Origin of the sequence: Shewanella litorisediminis (assembly GCF_016834455.1) — a bacterium.
Lineage (GTDB): Bacteria > Pseudomonadota > Gammaproteobacteria > Enterobacterales > Shewanellaceae > Shewanella > Shewanella litorisediminis.
Genome location: NZ_CP069213.1, coordinates 3,604,698 through 3,621,806, shown reverse-complemented (window position 1 = coordinate 3,621,806; position 17,109 = coordinate 3,604,698). Strand labels below are relative to the sequence as shown.

Sequence of the window (17,109 nt, the reverse complement as noted above, 5' to 3'; positions counted from 1 at the left end):
GATAAAATGAAACCCTCGACTCTCGCCCTGGCGCTATTGCTTGCGAGCACACCGGCCATGTCAGTCTGGGCCGCCGATAACCCGGCAGCCATTATCAAACAGAGCCAATCGGCCAGGGGGTTTCTGAATTTCCACTACGACAACAAGGGCGAGGTCTTTGTCGAGGCAAGTCGGCTCAACCAGCCGTTTTTGCTGGTCACCAGCCTGCCACAGGGCGTGGGCTCCAACGATATCGGCCTCGACCGTGGTCAGCTTGGCCGCACCCGCATGGTGCAGTTTGAACGCATAGGCCCGGATCTCATCCTGCGGGAGCTCAATACCCGCTATCGTGCCGGCAGCGACTATGCTCCCGAGCAGCGCGCGGTAAAAGAGGCCTTTGCCGACTCCATTTTGTGGCGCGCCTCTGTACTCGATGGCAAAACGCCCCTCGCCCCCCTGAGCGCTCTGGTACTCAACGATCTGCACGGTGTGGCCGATGCCCTGAAGGCATCGGGGCAGGGCAACTTCAGCCTGGATAAGTCACGCTCCCTCATTATCCCCGAGTACGTGAAATCCTTCCCGAACAACAGCGATATAGACGCGCAGCTCACCTTTGCCTCCGGGGAGCCGGGCGCCTATGTATCTCAGGTGACGCCGGATCCCAAGGCGATTTCCATCCGCATGCGCTTCTCCTTTATCGCCTTGCCTGAGGCAGGCTATGTGGCCCGCGACTACCATCCGCAAAGCGGCTATCTGTCTGATGAGTATCTGGATTATGCCAGCACCATCGACACCCCTGTGGTGAAGCGCCACTTGCTGCGCCATCGCCTGCAAAAGCAAACCCCCGGCGCCGCCCCCTCTGAGGTGGTGGAACCCATAGTCTATTACCTCGACCCGGGCGTGCCCGAGCCCATCCGCAGTGCACTCCTCGATGGCGGCCGCTGGTGGGAAGAGGCCTTCAATGCGGCCGGTTTTATCAATGGCTTTAAGATGGCGCTCTTGCCCGACGATGCCGATCCCCAGGACGTCCGCTTTAACGTGGTGCAGTGGGTACACCGTGCCAGCCGCGGCTGGTCCTACGGCTCGGCCATTGCCGACCCGCGCACCGGCGAAATCATCAAGGGCCATGTGACCCTGGGGAGCCTGCGGGTGCGGCAGGACCACCTGATTGCCCGAGGCCTCACCGCAGGCTGGGAAGACAGAGACGCCGCCGCAAAAGCCGCCGGGCATCTGGCATTGGAGCGTATCCGTCAGCTGTCGGCCCACGAGATTGGCCATACCCTGGGCCTGGACCATAACTTTGCCGCGTCCAGCAACAGCAATGCCTCTGTGATGGACTACCCCCATCCCATGGTGACCATCAGTAACGGCAAAATCGACATCAGCCAGCCCTATGTGCCCGGCGTGGGTGCCTGGGACAAGTTTGCCATTGCCTATGGCTACGGCGACTTTGGCGACAGCGAGGCTGAAGCCCTGTCGCAGCTGCTTGTCGAGGTGCAGACCCAGGGGCTGAGATACATAGGCGAGAGTGATTCCCGAAGCCCGGATGCGAGCCACGCCTACGCCAGTTTGTGGGACAATGGCTCAGACCCGGTGGCCGAGCTTGCCCGCCTGCAGCAGGTGCGGCAAAAGGCGCTGGCCGATTTTAATCCCGAGGCCTTGCTGCCCGGCGAGCCGCTGGGCGAGCTCGCTGACAGCCTGGTGCCCATTTACCTCCTGAGCCGTTACCAAATCGAGGCGGCGGCCAAGCTGATTGGCGGCACCGACTATGGCTACGATGGGGTATACAGCTGGCACTATGTGGCCCCCGAGCTGCAAAAGCAGGCGCTTGGCACCCTCTTGGCCACCCTGGACACGGCGGAGCTGACCCTGCCCCGTGAGCTGGTGGAGTCCCTTTTGCCCAAGCAGGGTAACTACAGCCGTGGCCGTGAAAGCTTTGCCTCGGGTCTTGGCGTCGTCGCCGACCCCGTGGGCATGGCCGAGGTGCTCTCACGCCATACCCTTCAGGCGCTGCTGGCGCCCAAACGCCTTAACCGCGTCGAGCAGGGATTCCAGAGCGACAGTGAGCAGCTGTCGGTGAATGAGCTTCTGGACAAGCTGATGGCCGTCACCCTGTATCAGGAAGGCAAGACAGGCCTTGAGCGCGGGGTATGGATGCGCCTCAACGCCGTGGTGGTAGACACCTTGCTGGAGGCCTTCCACCATGACGACACCAGTGCCGAGGTCAAGGCGGTGCTGGGGGCCAAGCTGGCCTACACCATCAAGCAGCTGGAGCGTAAAGCCAGCCGCTCCAGCGAGGCCGATGCCGCCCACTTCAAGTATCTGGCTCTGGGCGTTGCCAGGGGGCTGGACGATCCTTTGGTGCGGATTATCACCAAGCCGCTGCCCATGCCACCGGGCTCGCCCATTTAAGCCGTCAGCGCTGCAAACAGAAAAGCCCGCCATTTGCGGGCTTTTTGATTGGCGGGTATGTCTCCGGTCAGGTACTTACACCCTGACGTCCTGTAGGGGATCTCCGGGATAAGTCAGCCTTTTGCCTCACGCCAGCCATGGGCCTGGCTGTTACTATGGTCGGCCACACCTCCCCCTGTCAGCTTCAAAGGATTGAACCATGACACGACTGGTTATATTGCTGTTATCCATGGTGGGCGTTTTTTTCGTTTACCGGGAATGTTTCGCCCCCCTGCCGCTGGAAAGCCATTTTCTGGCCAGTGTGCCCGTAAAGGTGCGCATGTTGCCCCAGCCCAATACCGCCTCCAAAGTCACTGGCGAAATCAGCGTTGAGCAGGTTGTCAGCGCCAGCTCGCCCCGCGCCGACATGACACTGCTGGTGCTGGCCATGGGCACCGCCTATGAGGTGTTTGATGAACAGGACATCCATGCCTTGTCCCGGGAAGATTTGGGCAGTTTAAGCCGCCGGTTCGGCACAGATACCGGGCTGAATGCGGCGCTGGTAAGGCGCGGCTTTATCGAGCATCAGGGTAAAAAAGGCTATGAGTTGGTGGTGAGTCTTGGGCAGGACAGGGGCGAGATGGTGCAACGCATCTACACCCACGACAACCACCTGCTGATGCTGATGGCAAGCTATGCCACGGACGCCAGAGAGCGGAAAACCGCCATGGCCTTTCTCGACTCGCTGGAGTTTTTGTAAGGCGCTGAGCGGGAAGCGGTAAACGGTAAACGGTAAACGGTAGACGGTAGACGGTAGACGGTAGACGGTAGACGGTAGACGGTAGACGAGGGCCTAGCTCCTCGCCTTCTCGCCCGCGCCCGGCACGTTGTCAGGCTCTGTCACCCGGCTCGCCAGATAGTAACAGGCCATGCCCATCAGGGCGTTGGTTACCGGCAGTGCCACCATCAGGCCTTTTACGCCGTAGAGGAAAGACCCCAATGCGCACAGGGGCAGCATCAGCAAAAACAGGCGGCACACATTGATAATCAGCGACGCCAGCGGCCGGTGGAAGGCATTGAGGGCGGTGGCGGTAATGATCACCACCCCCAGCGGACCATAGGCGGCGGGCAGGGCGATAATGTAAAACGTCAGCCATTCCAACACCTTGGGTTCATCACTGAAGAGGCCTGCAATGGGGCCCGCCAGCAGCAGCAAGGGCAGATACAGCAAAAACTGAAACAAGAGCACAAAGCGCAGCGACATCATCAGGGCGTCCCGGGCTCGCTGGTGTTGCCCGGCGCCGAGGTTTTGCGCCACAAAGGGCATCAGGCTGGATGACAGCGCCATCACCACTATCAGGAGCACAGACTCCAGCCGGGTGCCTGCCCCGAAGGCGGCCACGGCGCCGTGGTCGATACGGGCCAGCATGGCCATGATCACGGCATTGGCGATGGGGTTCATCAGGTTCATCAGCGCCGCAGGCTGGGCAATATGGGCCAGTTTGCGCCAGTTGTCCTTAAGCCTCGGCCAGGCGATTTCGGTGAGCGCCAGCATGTGCCGCTTCACAATCAGCAGATAGCTTGAAAGCGACATCGCCAGCACCCAGGAGATAACAGAGGCGATGGCCGCGCCCTGAATTTCCAGCCGGGGGAAAGGCCCCAAACCAAAAATCAGCAAGGGGTCGAGAATCAGGTTGATGATGGCGGCCAGGGCCATGATCTTGGCCGGTGACTTGGTATCGCCGGTGGAGCGCAGCCCCTGATTGCCCACCATCAAGAGCACCAAAAGTGGGCTGCCCAGATACCACACCAGCATGTATTCATGGATAAGCGGCAGGCTTTTTTCGTTGGCCCCCAGGAGGCTGAAGAGCGGGTCGATAAACATGAGCCCCAATGAGGCGAGCGTGCCCACGATGGCAAAGGTCAGCAGCAGGGCGTCGTGCAAAAACACCTTGGCATCGGGGGCATGGCCCGAGCCAATCAAACGGCCCAGATTGGTGGAAACCCCGGCGCCTATGCCCACGGCAATGCTGGACAGCACCAGGGTAACAGGGAAGGTAAAGCTGATGGCGGCCAGGGCCTCTGTGCCCAGCTGGCTCACAAAAAAGGTATCGACCAGGCTGAACCCCAGTATGGTTAAAATCCCCAGCATGTTGGGCAGGGTCATTTTTAAAAGCACGCCTGCTATGGGTGCTGTTAAAAGGCCGTGTCTGTCTTTCATTGGGGCCGGGTCATCTCTTCTTGCGGTTCGAGGCGCGATTCTAGCAGGAATGAGGTCCGGGGATGGAAATCCAGACCAAAAAAATCCAAAAAATTTTGTAAATCCCCCTTGAGACCGCACATCCCTGTCCCCATATAGGTTCCATCAAGCGGCGTGCCCGCAAGGGTTGCCGCGACTTCAACAAAACCGCCTCATTGCTGGGCAAAAAATCTTTAGGAGAATCCATAGATGAATATTCGTCCATTACATGACCGCGTAATCGTTAAGCGTCTGGAAGTGGAATCCACTTCAGCTGGTGGCATTGTGCTGACCGGCAGCGCGGCTGAAAAGTCTACCCGTGGCGAAGTGCTTGCGGTAGGCAATGGCCGGATCCTGGAAAACGGCACCGTACGTCCTCTGGATGTAAAAGTGGGTGACGTGGTGATCTTCAACGAAGGTTACGGCGTGAAGAAAGAAAAAATCGACGGTCAGGAAGTACTGATCCTGTCCGAAATGGATCTGATGGCTGTAGTGGGCTAATCCACTCAAATTGTGAAATTTCAGTCTAACGCAAAGTATTTAAAGGAAATCGAACATGGCAGCTAAAGAAGTAGTATTTGGTAACGACGCCCGCGTAAAAATGCTGGCCGGTGTAAACATTCTGGCCAACGCCGTTAAAGTGACCCTGGGTCCCAAGGGCCGTAACGTGGTACTGGAAAAGAGCTTCGGCGCGCCGCTTATCACCAAAGACGGTGTGTCTGTGGCCAAGGAAATCGAACTGGAAGACAAGTTCGAGAACATGGGCGCCCAGATGGTGAAGGAAGTGGCTTCCAAGGCCAACGACGCTGCCGGTGACGGCACCACCACCGCCACCGTACTGGCTCAGGCCATTGTGAACGAAGGTCTGAAGGCCGTTGCCGCCGGCATGAACCCAATGGATCTGAAGCGCGGTATCGACAAAGCCGTTATCGCCGCCGTGGAAGAACTCAAAGCCCTGTCTCAGGAATGTGCCGACTCCAAGGCCATTGCTCAGGTAGGTACCATCTCTGCCAACTCTGACGAGTCCATCGGCCAGATCATCGCCACCGCCATGGAAAAAGTGGGCAAAGAAGGCGTGATTACCGTTGAAGAAGGTCAGGCGCTGGAAAACGAACTGGACGTAGTAGAAGGTATGCAGTTCGACCGCGGTTACCTGTCTCCTTACTTCATCAACAAGCCAGAAACCGGCTCTGTTGAACTGGACAACCCATTCGTGCTGCTGGTTGACAAGAAGATCTCCAACATCCGCGAACTGCTGCCTATCCTCGAAGGTCTGGCCAAGACCGGCAAGCCGCTGCTGATCGTTGCCGAAGACGTGGAAGGCGAAGCCCTGGCCACGCTGGTTGTGAACAACATGCGCGGTATCGTGAAGGTTGCTGCCGTTAAAGCCCCAGGCTTTGGTGACCGTCGCAAGGCCATGCTGCAGGATATCGCTATCCTCACCGGTGGTACTGTTATCGCCGAAGAAATCGGTCTGGAGCTGGAAAAAGCCACTCTGGAAGATCTGGGTACTGCCAAGCGCGTTGTGATCACCAAGGACAACACCACCATCATCGATGGCAACGGTGCCGAGGAGCAGATCAAGGCTCGCGTGGGTCAGATCAAGCAGCAAATCGAAGAAACCACTTCCGATTACGACCGTGAAAAACTGCAGGAGCGTATGGCCAAGCTGGCCGGCGGTGTTGCCGTTATCAAGGTTGGCGCTGCCACCGAAGTGGAAATGAAAGAGAAGAAAGCCCGCGTTGAAGACGCCCTGCACGCCACCCGCGCCGCCGTTGAAGAAGGTGTGGTTCCAGGCGGCGGTGTAGCCCTGGTACGCGTTGCTTCCAAGATTGGCAACGTAGAAGTGGCCAACGAAGATCAGAAGCACGGTGTGGTTATCGCCCTGCGCGCCATGGAAGCCCCACTGCGCCAAATCGCCACCAACGCCGGTGAAGAAGCCTCTGTAGTGGCCAACACGGTGAAGAACGGCTCTGGTAACTTCGGTTACAACGCCGGTAACGACACCTACGGCGACATGCTGGAAATGGGTATCCTGGATCCAACCAAGGTAACCCGCTCAGCCCTGCAGTTCGCAGCCTCTGTAGCCGGTCTGATGATCACCACCGAAGCCATGGTAGCCGAGCTGCCAAAGGCCGATGCCCCTGATATGGGTGGTATGGGTGGTATGGGCGGTATGGGCGGTATGATGTAATCTGCCCCGCCGCAGATTGATCAAGGCGGTTGCCTTGGTCTCTCTGAGACCACAACTAAACCCAGCTTCGGCTGGGTTTAGTTTTTGGTGTACAGGAAAAGGCCCGCGTATCGAACGCGGGCCTTTTCCATTTCAGCGGTATCTGCCGGGGACGGGGGAATGGTTTGGTATTGGAATGGCTTCCGGCATTTTCGGGAAGCACTTTTATGGATTGTAGCCGCTTTCAGCGGCTTAAAGTCGCGGCCTTCCAGCCCGCCTCCGGGCAAGGAGCTTTGCTTGTCCAAAGCCCCTTGCATCCCAAAGGACACCCGCGACGAAGCGGACGACTCCTTGTGCGTTTTTGAGCCCATTGGCTACACGAGAGACTCGCATCCTGCTCGACCCTCGTGCTTCGACGTCCTGTCTCAGCTACGCCATGTGCTCAAACGCCCCGCGGCCGCTTCGAGCGGGGTTCGGTGTATTCCTCGGCAAAAGTGTTTTGGGTGTACTGAGTTTTCTATTATTCACTCCGACCCCTTTATCGGACCCCTTTATCCTCAAAGGGCGCCCGCGACGAAGCGGACAGTCCCTTGGGCACTAGGCGTCCTTTTGTTATCGCGTCAGACGCTCATCCCTGATTCGACTGACGCTGCCTCGGCATCCATGCCTCGGCCACGCAACGGACACCTATGCCTTGCGGCCGCTTTGGGCGGGATTGGTGTATTCCTCGGCAAAAGTTGTTTTGGGTGTCCTGACTTTCTATGATCGAGTAGCCATGAAAATGCCATGCTTAGTAAAAGTCGGATTAGTCTCTCTCATGACAAAGGCTGCTGATAGCTGCCATCTCCAAGATGGCCAACTCATCAGCATTACCATCACGAACACCCAGCTCTACTAGGTTGCCAGGAGCGGCTTTTACGAAGCTTCTTTCGCCAAGAGCTGCATGTTGAGCGAACTTGCTGTCAAACCCGCTCTGTCAAATCGGTAGCGCATATAGGCCGAGATATCGTCCTCGTGGGAGGAGACAACCAATTGACAATGCTTGAGTTCGCAACGGAGTAGGTCAGTCAAGGAAGCAACGTTTACTTCATCCAGGGATTGCGACGGGTCATCAATCAAGATGAGAGGCACCTTAGCATAGACCTTGTTGAGTGATAGAAAGAAGGCAAGGCTAAGAGCGGACACCTGACCAGAACTCATGGACATGACTGCGTCGTGTTCAGACTTTTCGGCAGTCAGGAACCTCAACTGTGTACCTTCGCGGCTCTCGATAAATAAGCCCAGGCCGCGCTGGTAGTTTTGGATCAGTCGGCCACTGTAGATGTGGAATATGAGCTCAATAGCCGAAATTGTCTGGTCAGTATAACTCTGCTCTGTCTCCGTTAGTGTGTCGCGGAGTTTTTTGATTTTACCTTGTGCTTTTTGGGCTGCCAGGGTTTCTTTTTCGATAAATTTAAGATCGGAAAGACAGGTTTGTAGCCTGGCATTTTTAGCCTCGTTAGCTTTAATCGATATGTACTGCTCTTTATCCCTCAAGTCTTCAGCCGTAATTATGTAGAAGTCCTGTAGGTCTTTGAAAGCGTTGTTTGTTGTTTCTCGCCAGTCCTCCGGCAGCGCTAAAGCATCAGATTCAACCTGCTTTTTACTTCTTAGAATCTCCTTGAGCTTTTCAAGTCGCTCATTTACTACGTCATCAATTTCCGTAAATGAGTCAGCAAATTGAATGTTTTCGTTTTGCAGCTTCTCCTTTAGCTGAGTTATAGCCGGGAGCCGAAGCTTAATTTTGGAAAGTGCTGTATGAAGATTTGCTTCAAATGTAGGCGTGAGAACTTTGAGGCTGTCTTGTATATGGGTGTCGATGAGCTTCAACTCTTCGTCCATTGCAGCGATAAGGTTAACTAAATCCTTGCCGTATTGGGATAGCGACTCAGAGATCTGCTTGGTTCTTGCTTCAATCGCATCCACCATTGATTTATATTCTTCCCAATCAGCGCCACAGAGAGGGCACAACTGGTCGTCTGGATAGGATTTTTTATGTTTTTCAAGTAACTGCTTTTTCAGGTGTTCCAATTCGGCTACGATGCTCGCGTTGGCGGTGCTTTTTTCTCCTAGTTTATTTCGAGATTCAATTTGTAACTCAAACCACTTAAGGCGTCCATCCTTCCAGTTTGGTAGTGTTCTGGCTTCTTCGACCTTGATGACCGAGGCACCGCGATTGATGATCTTCGCTGCGCTCCGTAGTTCATCAATCCTCTTCTTAATTGCTTCAAGACCATCAAGTTTATCAACGTCTTTGCCGAACCGAGCCAAGCTCCTCAGAGACTCCTCGTTACGATTAATGTCAGCATCGATTGTCTCGTTATAAACCCTGGTTTTTATCGTGGCTCTGAGTGGCAGAAGAGCAATGATCTTGCGAACAGATTCCTGGTAAGCAACATGATCTACCGCTGAATAGGTTGAGAACAAGCTCTCCTTGTCCCATCCTGGTTGGACATCGGTCGTCGTGAGTTTTTTGTACTCAACTACCCGAGCCTCTGGCTGCAATGCTTCTCTTAGTTTGGCTATCTCTTCTTCGAGTGATGCCGTTTTTGCCGTGCGCTCAGGACTGTTGATGTACCTTGTGAACTTATTGTATAAGGTGTTGCAGTTTTCAATCTCGGCCTCAATATCGCTGATGTTAAAGAGGTTTCCTAATTTATCCTTGCGTTCATCTACCCGGGTGTGTAACAGCCGGTTTTGTCCTTGCTCCAGATAGTTAAGGAAGGAAAAATTTTCCCTGAAATTTTTTCCGAAAACTTCGTCAAGAAAACTATTGTCACGCTGATTGGTTTTTGTGAAGTCAGATGATTCGAATTCTGGTAACTCGTAAAGCTTGAAGTTTTCGTATTTGTCTGCACGATTGTTTGCTGGTTTTTTGAAAATCGCAGCTGGGCAATGTCTGGCTAAAACAAGTTTTTGAGCATCATTAACGAATTCAATTTTAACGCAGAGGTCGTTATCGCCGGAGCGATTGTTCCAGAAGAGGTTGTCCGTGTAGTCTCTTTTCTTCTTGGTTAATAATGTATTGAATAGGTTTTGTATTCGACTGATCTGGCCGGTGAGCAGAAGTTCGATTGCATCGAAGATGCTTGTTTTACCATAACCGTTAGGGCCGTCCAAGGTTAGTAAGGACGACTCGCCGAGATCCAAGTAGATATGCTTGAATGCTTTGAAGCTAGATACTTCAATCTTGGATATTTTCCAGTTCATTTTTAATCATTTCCTTGATAATTTTTTCGGCGTTTTTATCTGTAACTTTCTGGATAGTCGAATATGTGTCGTTTAGGCCAGCTTCTGCGACGGCCTCAACTGCCTGTAACCTCAAGGAGATAAGGTTTCCCTGATTGCTGGGTAGCTCTAAGAAAGGAAGCTTGATAAAGGTCTTTGCTGCGAAGCTGTATTGTGTAGCGTCAAGAGGGTTTTCTTTGTAGTCAAGAAATTCCCTTTTGTCAGCAATCACAGATACCAGTTTTTCGTAGGTGAAATTAGTGAGCGCACTTTCTTCCGCAGTACTGTAATAGAGGACATATTTTTTATAAAAGTGCGGGTCTTCTTCGATTGCGAAGATTTCTTCTTCGTGATCCTTGAACTCGGCCAGAACATCAAGGCGGTGAATACAAATCAAATCACAATTTTTCTTAAAGCTTGGGTTTCTGAGAAACTCCTCAGGAGCAAGTTGATTGATTCTAATATTCAGCTCGGCTGGGTCTAGCAGGCCGTCAAGATTATGTAGGACTGCGAATCTGACGGCTGTTCCAGACTCGCGAATATAGAAGCTTGTGGTATCCAGTTCGAGTTTACTCACAAAGCCATGGGCAATAAGTGCTTCATTAATTAGTTGCTTTATCATTAAGTAGATCTTCCGCGTCGTCTTTTGTTATCACGCTAATGCATAGCGACTTGGTGATGTTGCTTTCAAGCTTTTCAGTGGCCTGCTTGTTGTCGTAGTCATCCGAGTTTGTGAATTTTGTATTAAAGGTGAATGAGGTTTCCGCTTTGCTGGCAATTAGATGGTTGTACTCAAAAAGTAGTCTCAGCAGATCCCCGTTGTTTTTCATTTCATGGATCATGTCAGACTCGCACTCTTCGCTTTCATCTACGTCAAGCGCTGTAGGTACGTAGAACCGATTTTCGCTGTCGAGGTAATGCGGAAGATGGTTGAATATGGGCTCCACCGAAATAGTCTGTATGAGCTTGGTGTATCGCCTGATGTCGTTCGTCTGAACGTCTTGAAACCGTTCGGATGGCTTCATCATTTGGCATAGGGTTTTTAATTCGTTGATGTGCGTTTCGCGAATGTGCTCACACAGACGCCTGGCTCTCTCATAAGTGGCGTCACTCATTGTTGGTAGCGCCTGATCCAGTCTTTCTTCTAGATGGGTTTGGAGTCTAGCCTTTAATTCAACTGCATAGTAGTCTCTATTCTGATAAGGATTTTCGTTCAGAAGGTCATCTAAAATACTTCTGGCCTTGATACGGCCCTCGTATGCGGCTTTATTTTCTGAGAGTTCATCAACTTGATTTAACTTATGATTGTGTATTGCCTTAGTGCTTATTTTTTCTGACAGTAAGCAATAGTTAAAATTTATAAGGTTATCACTGACAGTGATGGACTGTTTCTCACATATTTTTTTTATGAGTTCTTTGGTCAGCCCTTCAATTTCTCCCAGTCCGCAATGATAGTTGTCTCCGTAGCGGTAGAATTTCACTGTTTCTCCGCTAGCGCCTTTGTGATCATCTACATTGTTTAGCTGGACCGATACGTGAAAATACCGGGTCGTCCCTTTTATCTTGTCGTATTCGATTAAAGTGGACTGTTCCAATGCGTTGGTGTAGCCACTCCGGTATTTACTTATCTTAGCTTTGACTTGATGTGCGGTTTGTAGCTTTCCTTTTTTATAAATAGCGAAGTCGTCACTACTGTCTAGCTGAAGCTCGAAATCCAAGTCGCCATCGTGAATAAGCTTGAGCGAGTGATATAGTGCAACTTTCCCTTGATAAACGAAGCCGCTCCACGAGGATATGGCGCTGGCTGGGTATTTCTCATCATCTTCTTGGCTCACATGAACTCCTTTCACAGGAAGAGTGCGGACAACCATCACTCTTCTTGAGTTTCCAAATAGTGCTGACGCGACTCAAGGGGTCAGAGTTGTTGAAATCATGATTCAACAAAAAAGAGAGCGCAGACACCCTTAACTTTCGCCAAGCGCAGCTTGGCATTTGGTCCCACCGGTATCACTTCCATTAGATATGGCTACCGCACGGACTCTGGCTGCCAGATAGCGTAAAAATCAAATTAAAATCATGAAAAACAAAACTAAAACTATCAGTTAGTCGTTGCCGAAACCTTGGTTCAGGTCAACAATTTAGTTGGTGGGTGAGGGGAGAGCCTGCTGCTAATGCAAAAAGCAAAGGGCGAAGCTGAGGGGGTGAAAGCTAATCCTTGCTGCGCGCATCTTCCCTGATCCACGAAGAGTGCGGACACCCACACCTCTTTCGCCAAGCGCAGCTTGGCATCCAATCCCAGCGACCGAAGGGCGATAGGTAAATTTCGAGATGGCTACCGCACGGCGCGTTCTGTTTGTGAAACGCACCTTGATCAAAAAATCATTTTTAAAACAACACCAAAACTAACAGTTTGGCGGCGGCTAAACCTTGGTTGAGGTCAAAAAATGCACCGATGCCAGTGGCGACAAATTGGAGGGGAAAACGAAGAGGGGTTACTTAACTGAAAGCCTTCCTTGCTGCGCCGTCTTAACGGTGTTGCGTCTCTTCCCTGATCCACATTGTTGTGCTGAGTATGTTGTGCGCTGTTTTGCAGTGCCCTTTTTAGCACAGGCAGCGCATGAGCGCCCCATACCAGCGTGGCTCGTGCCATGATTCAGCAACTGCTAAAGCTTACTTTGATAATCATACGCTTATCGGCTGAAAGTACGCCAATGAAACAGCCGAACCAGACTACCGTATGGTGTTTTAACAGGCAAGTGTTGGCTGCGGTAAATCACGAAGCCGATAAGGAGCGGGTGAGTGCTTGCTTCTTTCTTTGTTTCTTAAGAGAGGGCAGCTCTGCAAACGGCTGCTATCGACTTTCGGACTGTAAAAAGAAAACCCCGGACTGTGCCGGGGTTTTGCTTGGTGTCACTGCGTGGCAAAGAGCATGCTACTGCGCGCTTTTATTGCTGGATGCCCACAATCAGCCAGGGGGCGTTGGCCTGGATCAGGTTACGCTCCAAATGCCAGACTTCTTTGATGTCTTCTTCTACCCCTTCAACGGCATCGCGGTAGCGGCCGCTGAATTTTACGCTCACTTCGGCAAGCTCGTTGTTGTAGGTGGCGCGCACCAGTTCGGCGTCGAGGAACATCACTTCGGTGTGCTGCTGGCCATCGAGTTCACGGCGTTGCTGGCTGAGTTCGTTAAAGAGCTCAATCGACACGTATTCCTGAATTTTGTTCAGATCGCCCTCATTCCAGGCCTGTTGCAGGGTTTTGTAGTGGCCGCGGGCGCCTTCCAAAAAGGCGGCTAAATCGAAACCCGGCGGCAAGTGAAATGGCACTGTGCTGTGGGGCTGGGCAAAACCGCTGTTGCCGCTATGGCCACCAAAGGCGGCAGGCTCAGACTGCTGGCGATAAAGGTCCTGGCCAGGCGCGGCGCTGGCTTGCCCTACACCTGAATAGGCTGGTCTTGGCTGCGCCTGTGCTTTGGAGGCCATCAGCATGCGGATGACTTTAAACAGCACGAAGGCAAGCAAGGCGATGATCACTATGTCCATAATCTGGATGTTTTCAAAACCTTCGCCCATAAAGAGTGCCGCCAGTAAGCCACCCGCCAGCAGGCCGCCGAGCATACCGCCCATCATGCCTTTTTTAGCCGCAGGTGCTGCCGTGGCAGGCGCAGCAGTGGTATTGGTGGTATTGGTGGCAGTGGTATTGGTGGCCGCAGGCTGCGACTGTGCCGTTTCCTGAGTCTTACCGGCAGATTTATTGCTGCCGAATTTTTTTGCTTCCACCACGGGGCTGGTTGCCAGGCTGACGGCAAAAAACATCGCCAGCATAATGAATAACTTTTTCATTTATTCCATCTCTATTTTGATCACCGAATGGCAGGCATCATAGCGTCATGTTAGTTCATGTCAATGGTGATAAAAGTCGCATTAATAAGAAAGCGCTGAATATTAAAAATCCTGCAGTTTAATTTAAGATTGATTTAAGCTTTAGGGTGTTTTAACCCGTTAGGCAAAGTGCCTGAGTCGTGCTGCGTCTTTTTTTTAAGCTATCAAGGTTGCAGGTATTTACTATGTGATTATTTAGAGTGAGTATAATGAAAAGCTCAACAATATCAGCATGATACCGGCTTTATTTTGTGGTTTTTATCAAGTTGTTATTAATTGGTGGTATCGGGTTTTTGTATTTTTAATTAGTAAGATGGCAGTGGCTCGCCAAGCTCTTTATGGCGTATTGAACTTTTATCGTGCTATTAAGGTGTTGTGTATTCAGTTGGTTTAATTTTAGTCAGCGTTGTGATTATAAAACCTCTTGCCTGGATTATTAAATTAACCCTGGATGAATGCCTGGAATATTCGCCAGAAAAATATAAAGACGCGCCTCAATAATACTGTGGCACCAGCGATATCGAGTGTTTTTTTGGCGAGCCACAGGCGTAGGGCTGACTGCTGTCGTTTGTGTTGAGGCCTGTGGATTAAAGCAGGTGCAGCTTGTTCGGTGCGCGCCATCAGTTTCTACCTGTGCTAAAGTGCGCAGAGTCTCGCCGCTGACAGCCGAATGCTGAAAGCCTACTCGTCTTTACTATGAATCGGCCTGTTATAAGAATCGCCCGTGAAAAAAATCGCCTTGTTTGTCGATGTACAAAACATCTATTACACCTGCCGTGAGGCGTATCAGCGCCAGTTTAACTATCGCAAACTCTGGCAGCAGGTAAGTGGCGAGGGGGAGATTGTCAGCGCCTTTGCCTACGCCATTCATCGGGGTGACGATGGCCAGTTAAAGTTTCAGGATGCCATGAGGCATATAGGGTTTGAGCTTAAGCTCAAGCCCTTTATTCAGCGCAGCGATGGCTCGGCCAAGGGTGATTGGGATGTGGGGATCACCATAGATGTGCTGGAGACCGCGCCCGGGGTGGATTGCGTGATACTGCTGTCCGGCGATGGGGACTTTGCGCTCTTGCTTTCGAAGATAAGGCAAAAATACGCCGTCGAGGCTGAGGTGTATGGTGTGCCTGCGCTCACCGCAAAATCCCTGATGGAGGCGGCAAGCCGCTTTCATCCCATAGATGAGTCCTTGCTTCTCTAGATAATGGCCACGCTGGAAATGGCTACTCTCTCTGCGTGGCACGCTCTCAGTGCCACTGTCAAAGCCACGCTCTCAGTGTCACTTTCAAAGCCATTCTCTCATAGCCACTTTCAAAGCCATTCTCTCATAGCCACTTTCAAAGCCGCTCTCTCATAGCCACTCTCTCAGTGCCACTCTAAAAGCTGCTCTCTCATAGCCACTCTCTCAGTGCCACTCTAAAAGCCGCTCTCTCATAGCCACTCTAAGAGCCACTCTCAATGAAAGAATCAGCTCTGCTTGCTGGGGGCGTTTTCCCTGTCGTCGACCTCATCGGCGATTTTCTGTGCTTCCATCACCTTTGACACATCTGCCTCATCGCTGGGCTCGGGCTCGGCGATAAAGTCCTGCTCGCGGATAAAGGGATTGGTGGCTGAGTCGTTGTCCGCGTCTTTGTCGATGCCTGCGTCGCTGTCACTGTCACTGTCACCGTTTTTGTTATCGAGGTCATCGAGGTCATCAAGCGTATCGCTGGCGCCCGTATCCCTTGAGTCTTCATCTGCCGCGCTGGCCTCACCGGTGTCTATGGTGGGGGTCATCTGCTCCTGCACAGATTCGATATCCACACGGGGGTCGAGGGCGGCGGCCAGGGGTGACGATACCAGGTCGCCGGTGGCCATGATGTAGTCGTTGGTGGAAGGCTCTTCCGCTTTCTGACGGGCATTGATGTAGTTAAGCCCGGCAAAGAGTACCAGGGTGCAGGCCGACATAAAGCCGTAGAGCATGCTGTTGCCCAGCCACTGCATCAGGGTCGAGGCAATCAGGGGGCCGATACAGGCGCCAAGGCCGAAGGTAAGCAAAATGGTGGCAGACAGCCCCACCCGCTCGCTTTGCTCCACCCGCGAGTTGGCCAGCGCCGTGGCCAGCGGGTACAGGGTAAAGCCGAGTATGCCGAACAGGAAGGTCATCACCAGCGCCACCGTGGGCTGATAGGGGGTAATGGCAATGCCGAGGGTGAGCACCCCAAGCAGCAGGCAGTTGGTACGAATCAATCGGCTGCGGGACATCCGGTCCGACAGCTTGCCCATGGGCCACTGGGCCAGCAGACCGGCGGCTATGGTGGCGGTCATAAAGCTCGCCACCTGCTGCGGGTCCAGCCCCAGATTACTGGCGTAGGCAGGGGCCAAACCGTAAAAGGAGCCCACAATCATGCTGCCAATGGCAACCGTGGTGAGTGCCTGTGGCGCCTTTTTGAAGAAGTGGGTCACATTGAGGGGCGCGGGTATCAGGGGCGCCGGGTGAATGCGGCGGGTGAGGGCGATGGGCACTATGCACAGGGCAAAACAGATGGCGATAAGCAAGAGTGGCTCCAGCCCCAAATCCGGATAGAGGCTGATGGCGCCCTGACCCAAAATCAGTGCCAGATAAGAGACAATCATATAGCTTGCGAACACGGTGCCGCGCTGGCTGTTGTCGGCCTGCTCGTTAAGCCAGCTCTCCAGCACCATGTACTGGCACATCATGCCAAGGCCGACCAAGAGGCGCAGCACAATCCAAATCGAGAGGTCGTCTACCAAGGCATGCCCCAGGGCGGAGGCGGTGACTATACCGGCACTGGCCACAAAAGCGCGAATATGGCCCACCCGGGCGATGAGCTTATGGCCAATCTTGGAGCCCGCCACCAGACCCGCGTAGTAGGCCGACATCATGGCACCAATCCAAATCTGGGGCACCTGCATGGCCGACAGCTTAAGGCCGAGATAGGTGGTTAACAGGCCACCGGCCAGCACCGTCAAGAGGGTGGTGCTGTACAGCGACGCAAAGGTCCGCAGTGGGTTGGTCATCTACTACTCCTTGTCACAATGCCACCGAGAGTATAACAACAATGACCCATCAGGTTGTTGGAATCCATACAGAAAAGGGAGCTGGGTCTCCATCTTGAGTCGGATTTTTGCGCAAGCCGCCAATACTTGCTGCTGGGCACAGTGCGGCTTGTGGCCGTTAA

General features: G+C 52.9%; 11 protein-coding genes. 5 read left to right on the top strand and 6 right to left on the bottom strand.

Features of this window, described 5'->3' with window-relative positions; genetic code table 11:
* Positions 1-6: 6 nt before the first annotated feature.
* Both JQC75_RS16025 and JQC75_RS16020 read left to right on the top strand, forming a co-directional pair.
* Positions 7-2,391 (top strand): zinc-dependent metalloprotease, encoded by a 2,385-nt coding sequence (locus JQC75_RS16025; protein ID WP_203325021.1) that lies wholly within the window; start codon positions 7-9, stop codon positions 2,389-2,391.
* A gap of 199 nt (positions 2,392-2,590) precedes the next feature.
* Positions 2,591-3,130 carry a hypothetical protein gene (locus JQC75_RS16020; protein ID WP_203325020.1) on the top strand — a complete coding sequence of 180 codons (540 nt, stop codon included), beginning with the start codon at positions 2,591-2,593 and terminating at the stop codon, positions 3,128-3,130.
* Positions 3,131-3,223: 93 nt separating this feature from the next.
* Here the strand turns inward: JQC75_RS16020 and JQC75_RS16015 are convergent, their stop codons facing one another.
* Positions 3,224-4,591 (bottom strand): MATE family efflux transporter, encoded by a 1,368-nt coding sequence (locus tag JQC75_RS16015; protein ID WP_203325019.1) that lies wholly within the window; start codon positions 4,589-4,591, stop codon positions 3,224-3,226.
* A gap of 228 nt (positions 4,592-4,819) precedes the next feature.
* Between JQC75_RS16015 and JQC75_RS16010 the strand changes: the two genes are divergently transcribed.
* Together JQC75_RS16010 and groL are read left to right on the top strand one after the other, a co-directional pair.
* Positions 4,820-5,110 carry a co-chaperone GroES gene (locus tag JQC75_RS16010; RefSeq protein WP_203325018.1) on the top strand — a complete coding sequence of 97 codons (291 nt, stop codon included), beginning with the start codon at positions 4,820-4,822 and terminating at the stop codon, positions 5,108-5,110.
* A 55-nt stretch (positions 5,111-5,165) separates the two neighbouring features.
* A complete protein-coding gene (groL, locus tag JQC75_RS16005) occupies positions 5,166-6,803 on the top strand; it encodes a chaperonin GroEL (protein ID WP_203325017.1) in 1,638 nt (545 codons plus the stop codon).
* 894 nt (positions 6,804-7,697) lie between these two features.
* Here the strand turns inward: groL and JQC75_RS16000 are convergent.
* The 4 genes from JQC75_RS16000 to JQC75_RS15985 all read right to left on the bottom strand — a co-directional run bounded on the left by JQC75_RS16000 (position 7,698) and on the right by JQC75_RS15985 (position 13,891).
* On the bottom strand, positions 7,698-10,031 hold the full coding sequence (locus tag JQC75_RS16000; protein ID WP_203325016.1) for an AAA family ATPase: 2,334 nt from the start codon (positions 10,029-10,031) through the stop codon (positions 7,698-7,700).
* Complete coding sequence (locus JQC75_RS15995; protein WP_203325015.1) at positions 10,006-10,671, bottom strand: ABC-three component system middle component 1; 666 nt, start codon at positions 10,669-10,671, stop codon at positions 10,006-10,008. Before JQC75_RS15995 ends, JQC75_RS16000 begins: the two co-directional genes overlap by 26 nt.
* Entirely contained in the window at positions 10,652-11,884 is a 1,233-nt protein-coding gene (locus tag JQC75_RS15990) for an ABC-three component system protein (protein WP_203325014.1), read from the bottom strand. Before JQC75_RS15990 ends, JQC75_RS15995 begins: the two co-directional genes overlap by 20 nt.
* Before the next feature lie 1,110 nt (positions 11,885-12,994).
* Entirely contained in the window at positions 12,995-13,891 is an 897-nt protein-coding gene (locus JQC75_RS15985) for a Tim44 domain-containing protein (RefSeq protein WP_203325013.1), read from the bottom strand.
* 763 nt (positions 13,892-14,654) lie between these two features.
* On the opposite strand from JQC75_RS15985, the gene JQC75_RS15980 reads away from it, so the two are divergent.
* Entirely contained in the window at positions 14,655-15,128 is a 474-nt protein-coding gene (locus JQC75_RS15980; protein WP_203325012.1) for a LabA-like NYN domain-containing protein, read from the top strand.
* 266 nt (positions 15,129-15,394) lie between these two features.
* On the opposite strand, the gene JQC75_RS15975 is transcribed toward JQC75_RS15980, so the two are convergent.
* On the bottom strand, positions 15,395-16,948 hold the full coding sequence (locus JQC75_RS15975) for an MFS transporter (protein ID WP_239002027.1): 1,554 nt from the start codon (positions 16,946-16,948) through the stop codon (positions 15,395-15,397).
* Between the last annotated feature and the right edge of the window lie 161 nt (positions 16,949-17,109).

Bases quoted from the DNA above. Each gene is read 5' to 3' on its own strand.
- JQC75_RS16025 (WP_203325021.1), top strand. From the start codon at position 7: ATGAAACCCTCGACTCTCGCCCTGGCGCTATTGCTTGCGAGCACACCG.
- JQC75_RS15975 (WP_239002027.1), bottom strand. From the start codon at position 16,948: ATGACCAACCCACTGCGGACCTTTGCGTCGCTGTACAGCACCACCCTC.
- JQC75_RS16000 (WP_203325016.1), bottom strand. From the start codon at position 10,031: ATGAACTGGAAAATATCCAAGATTGAAGTATCTAGCTTCAAAGCATTC.
- JQC75_RS16020 (WP_203325020.1), top strand. From the start codon at position 2,591: ATGACACGACTGGTTATATTGCTGTTATCCATGGTGGGCGTTTTTTTC.
- JQC75_RS16010 (WP_203325018.1), top strand. From the start codon at position 4,820: ATGAATATTCGTCCATTACATGACCGCGTAATCGTTAAGCGTCTGGAA.
- groL (WP_203325017.1), top strand. From the start codon at position 5,166: ATGGCAGCTAAAGAAGTAGTATTTGGTAACGACGCCCGCGTAAAAATG.
- JQC75_RS15985 (WP_203325013.1), bottom strand. From the start codon at position 13,891: ATGAAAAAGTTATTCATTATGCTGGCGATGTTTTTTGCCGTCAGCCTG.
- JQC75_RS16015 (WP_203325019.1), bottom strand. From the start codon at position 4,591: ATGAAAGACAGACACGGCCTTTTAACAGCACCCATAGCAGGCGTGCTT.
- JQC75_RS15995 (WP_203325015.1), bottom strand. From the start codon at position 10,671: ATGATAAAGCAACTAATTAATGAAGCACTTATTGCCCATGGCTTTGTG.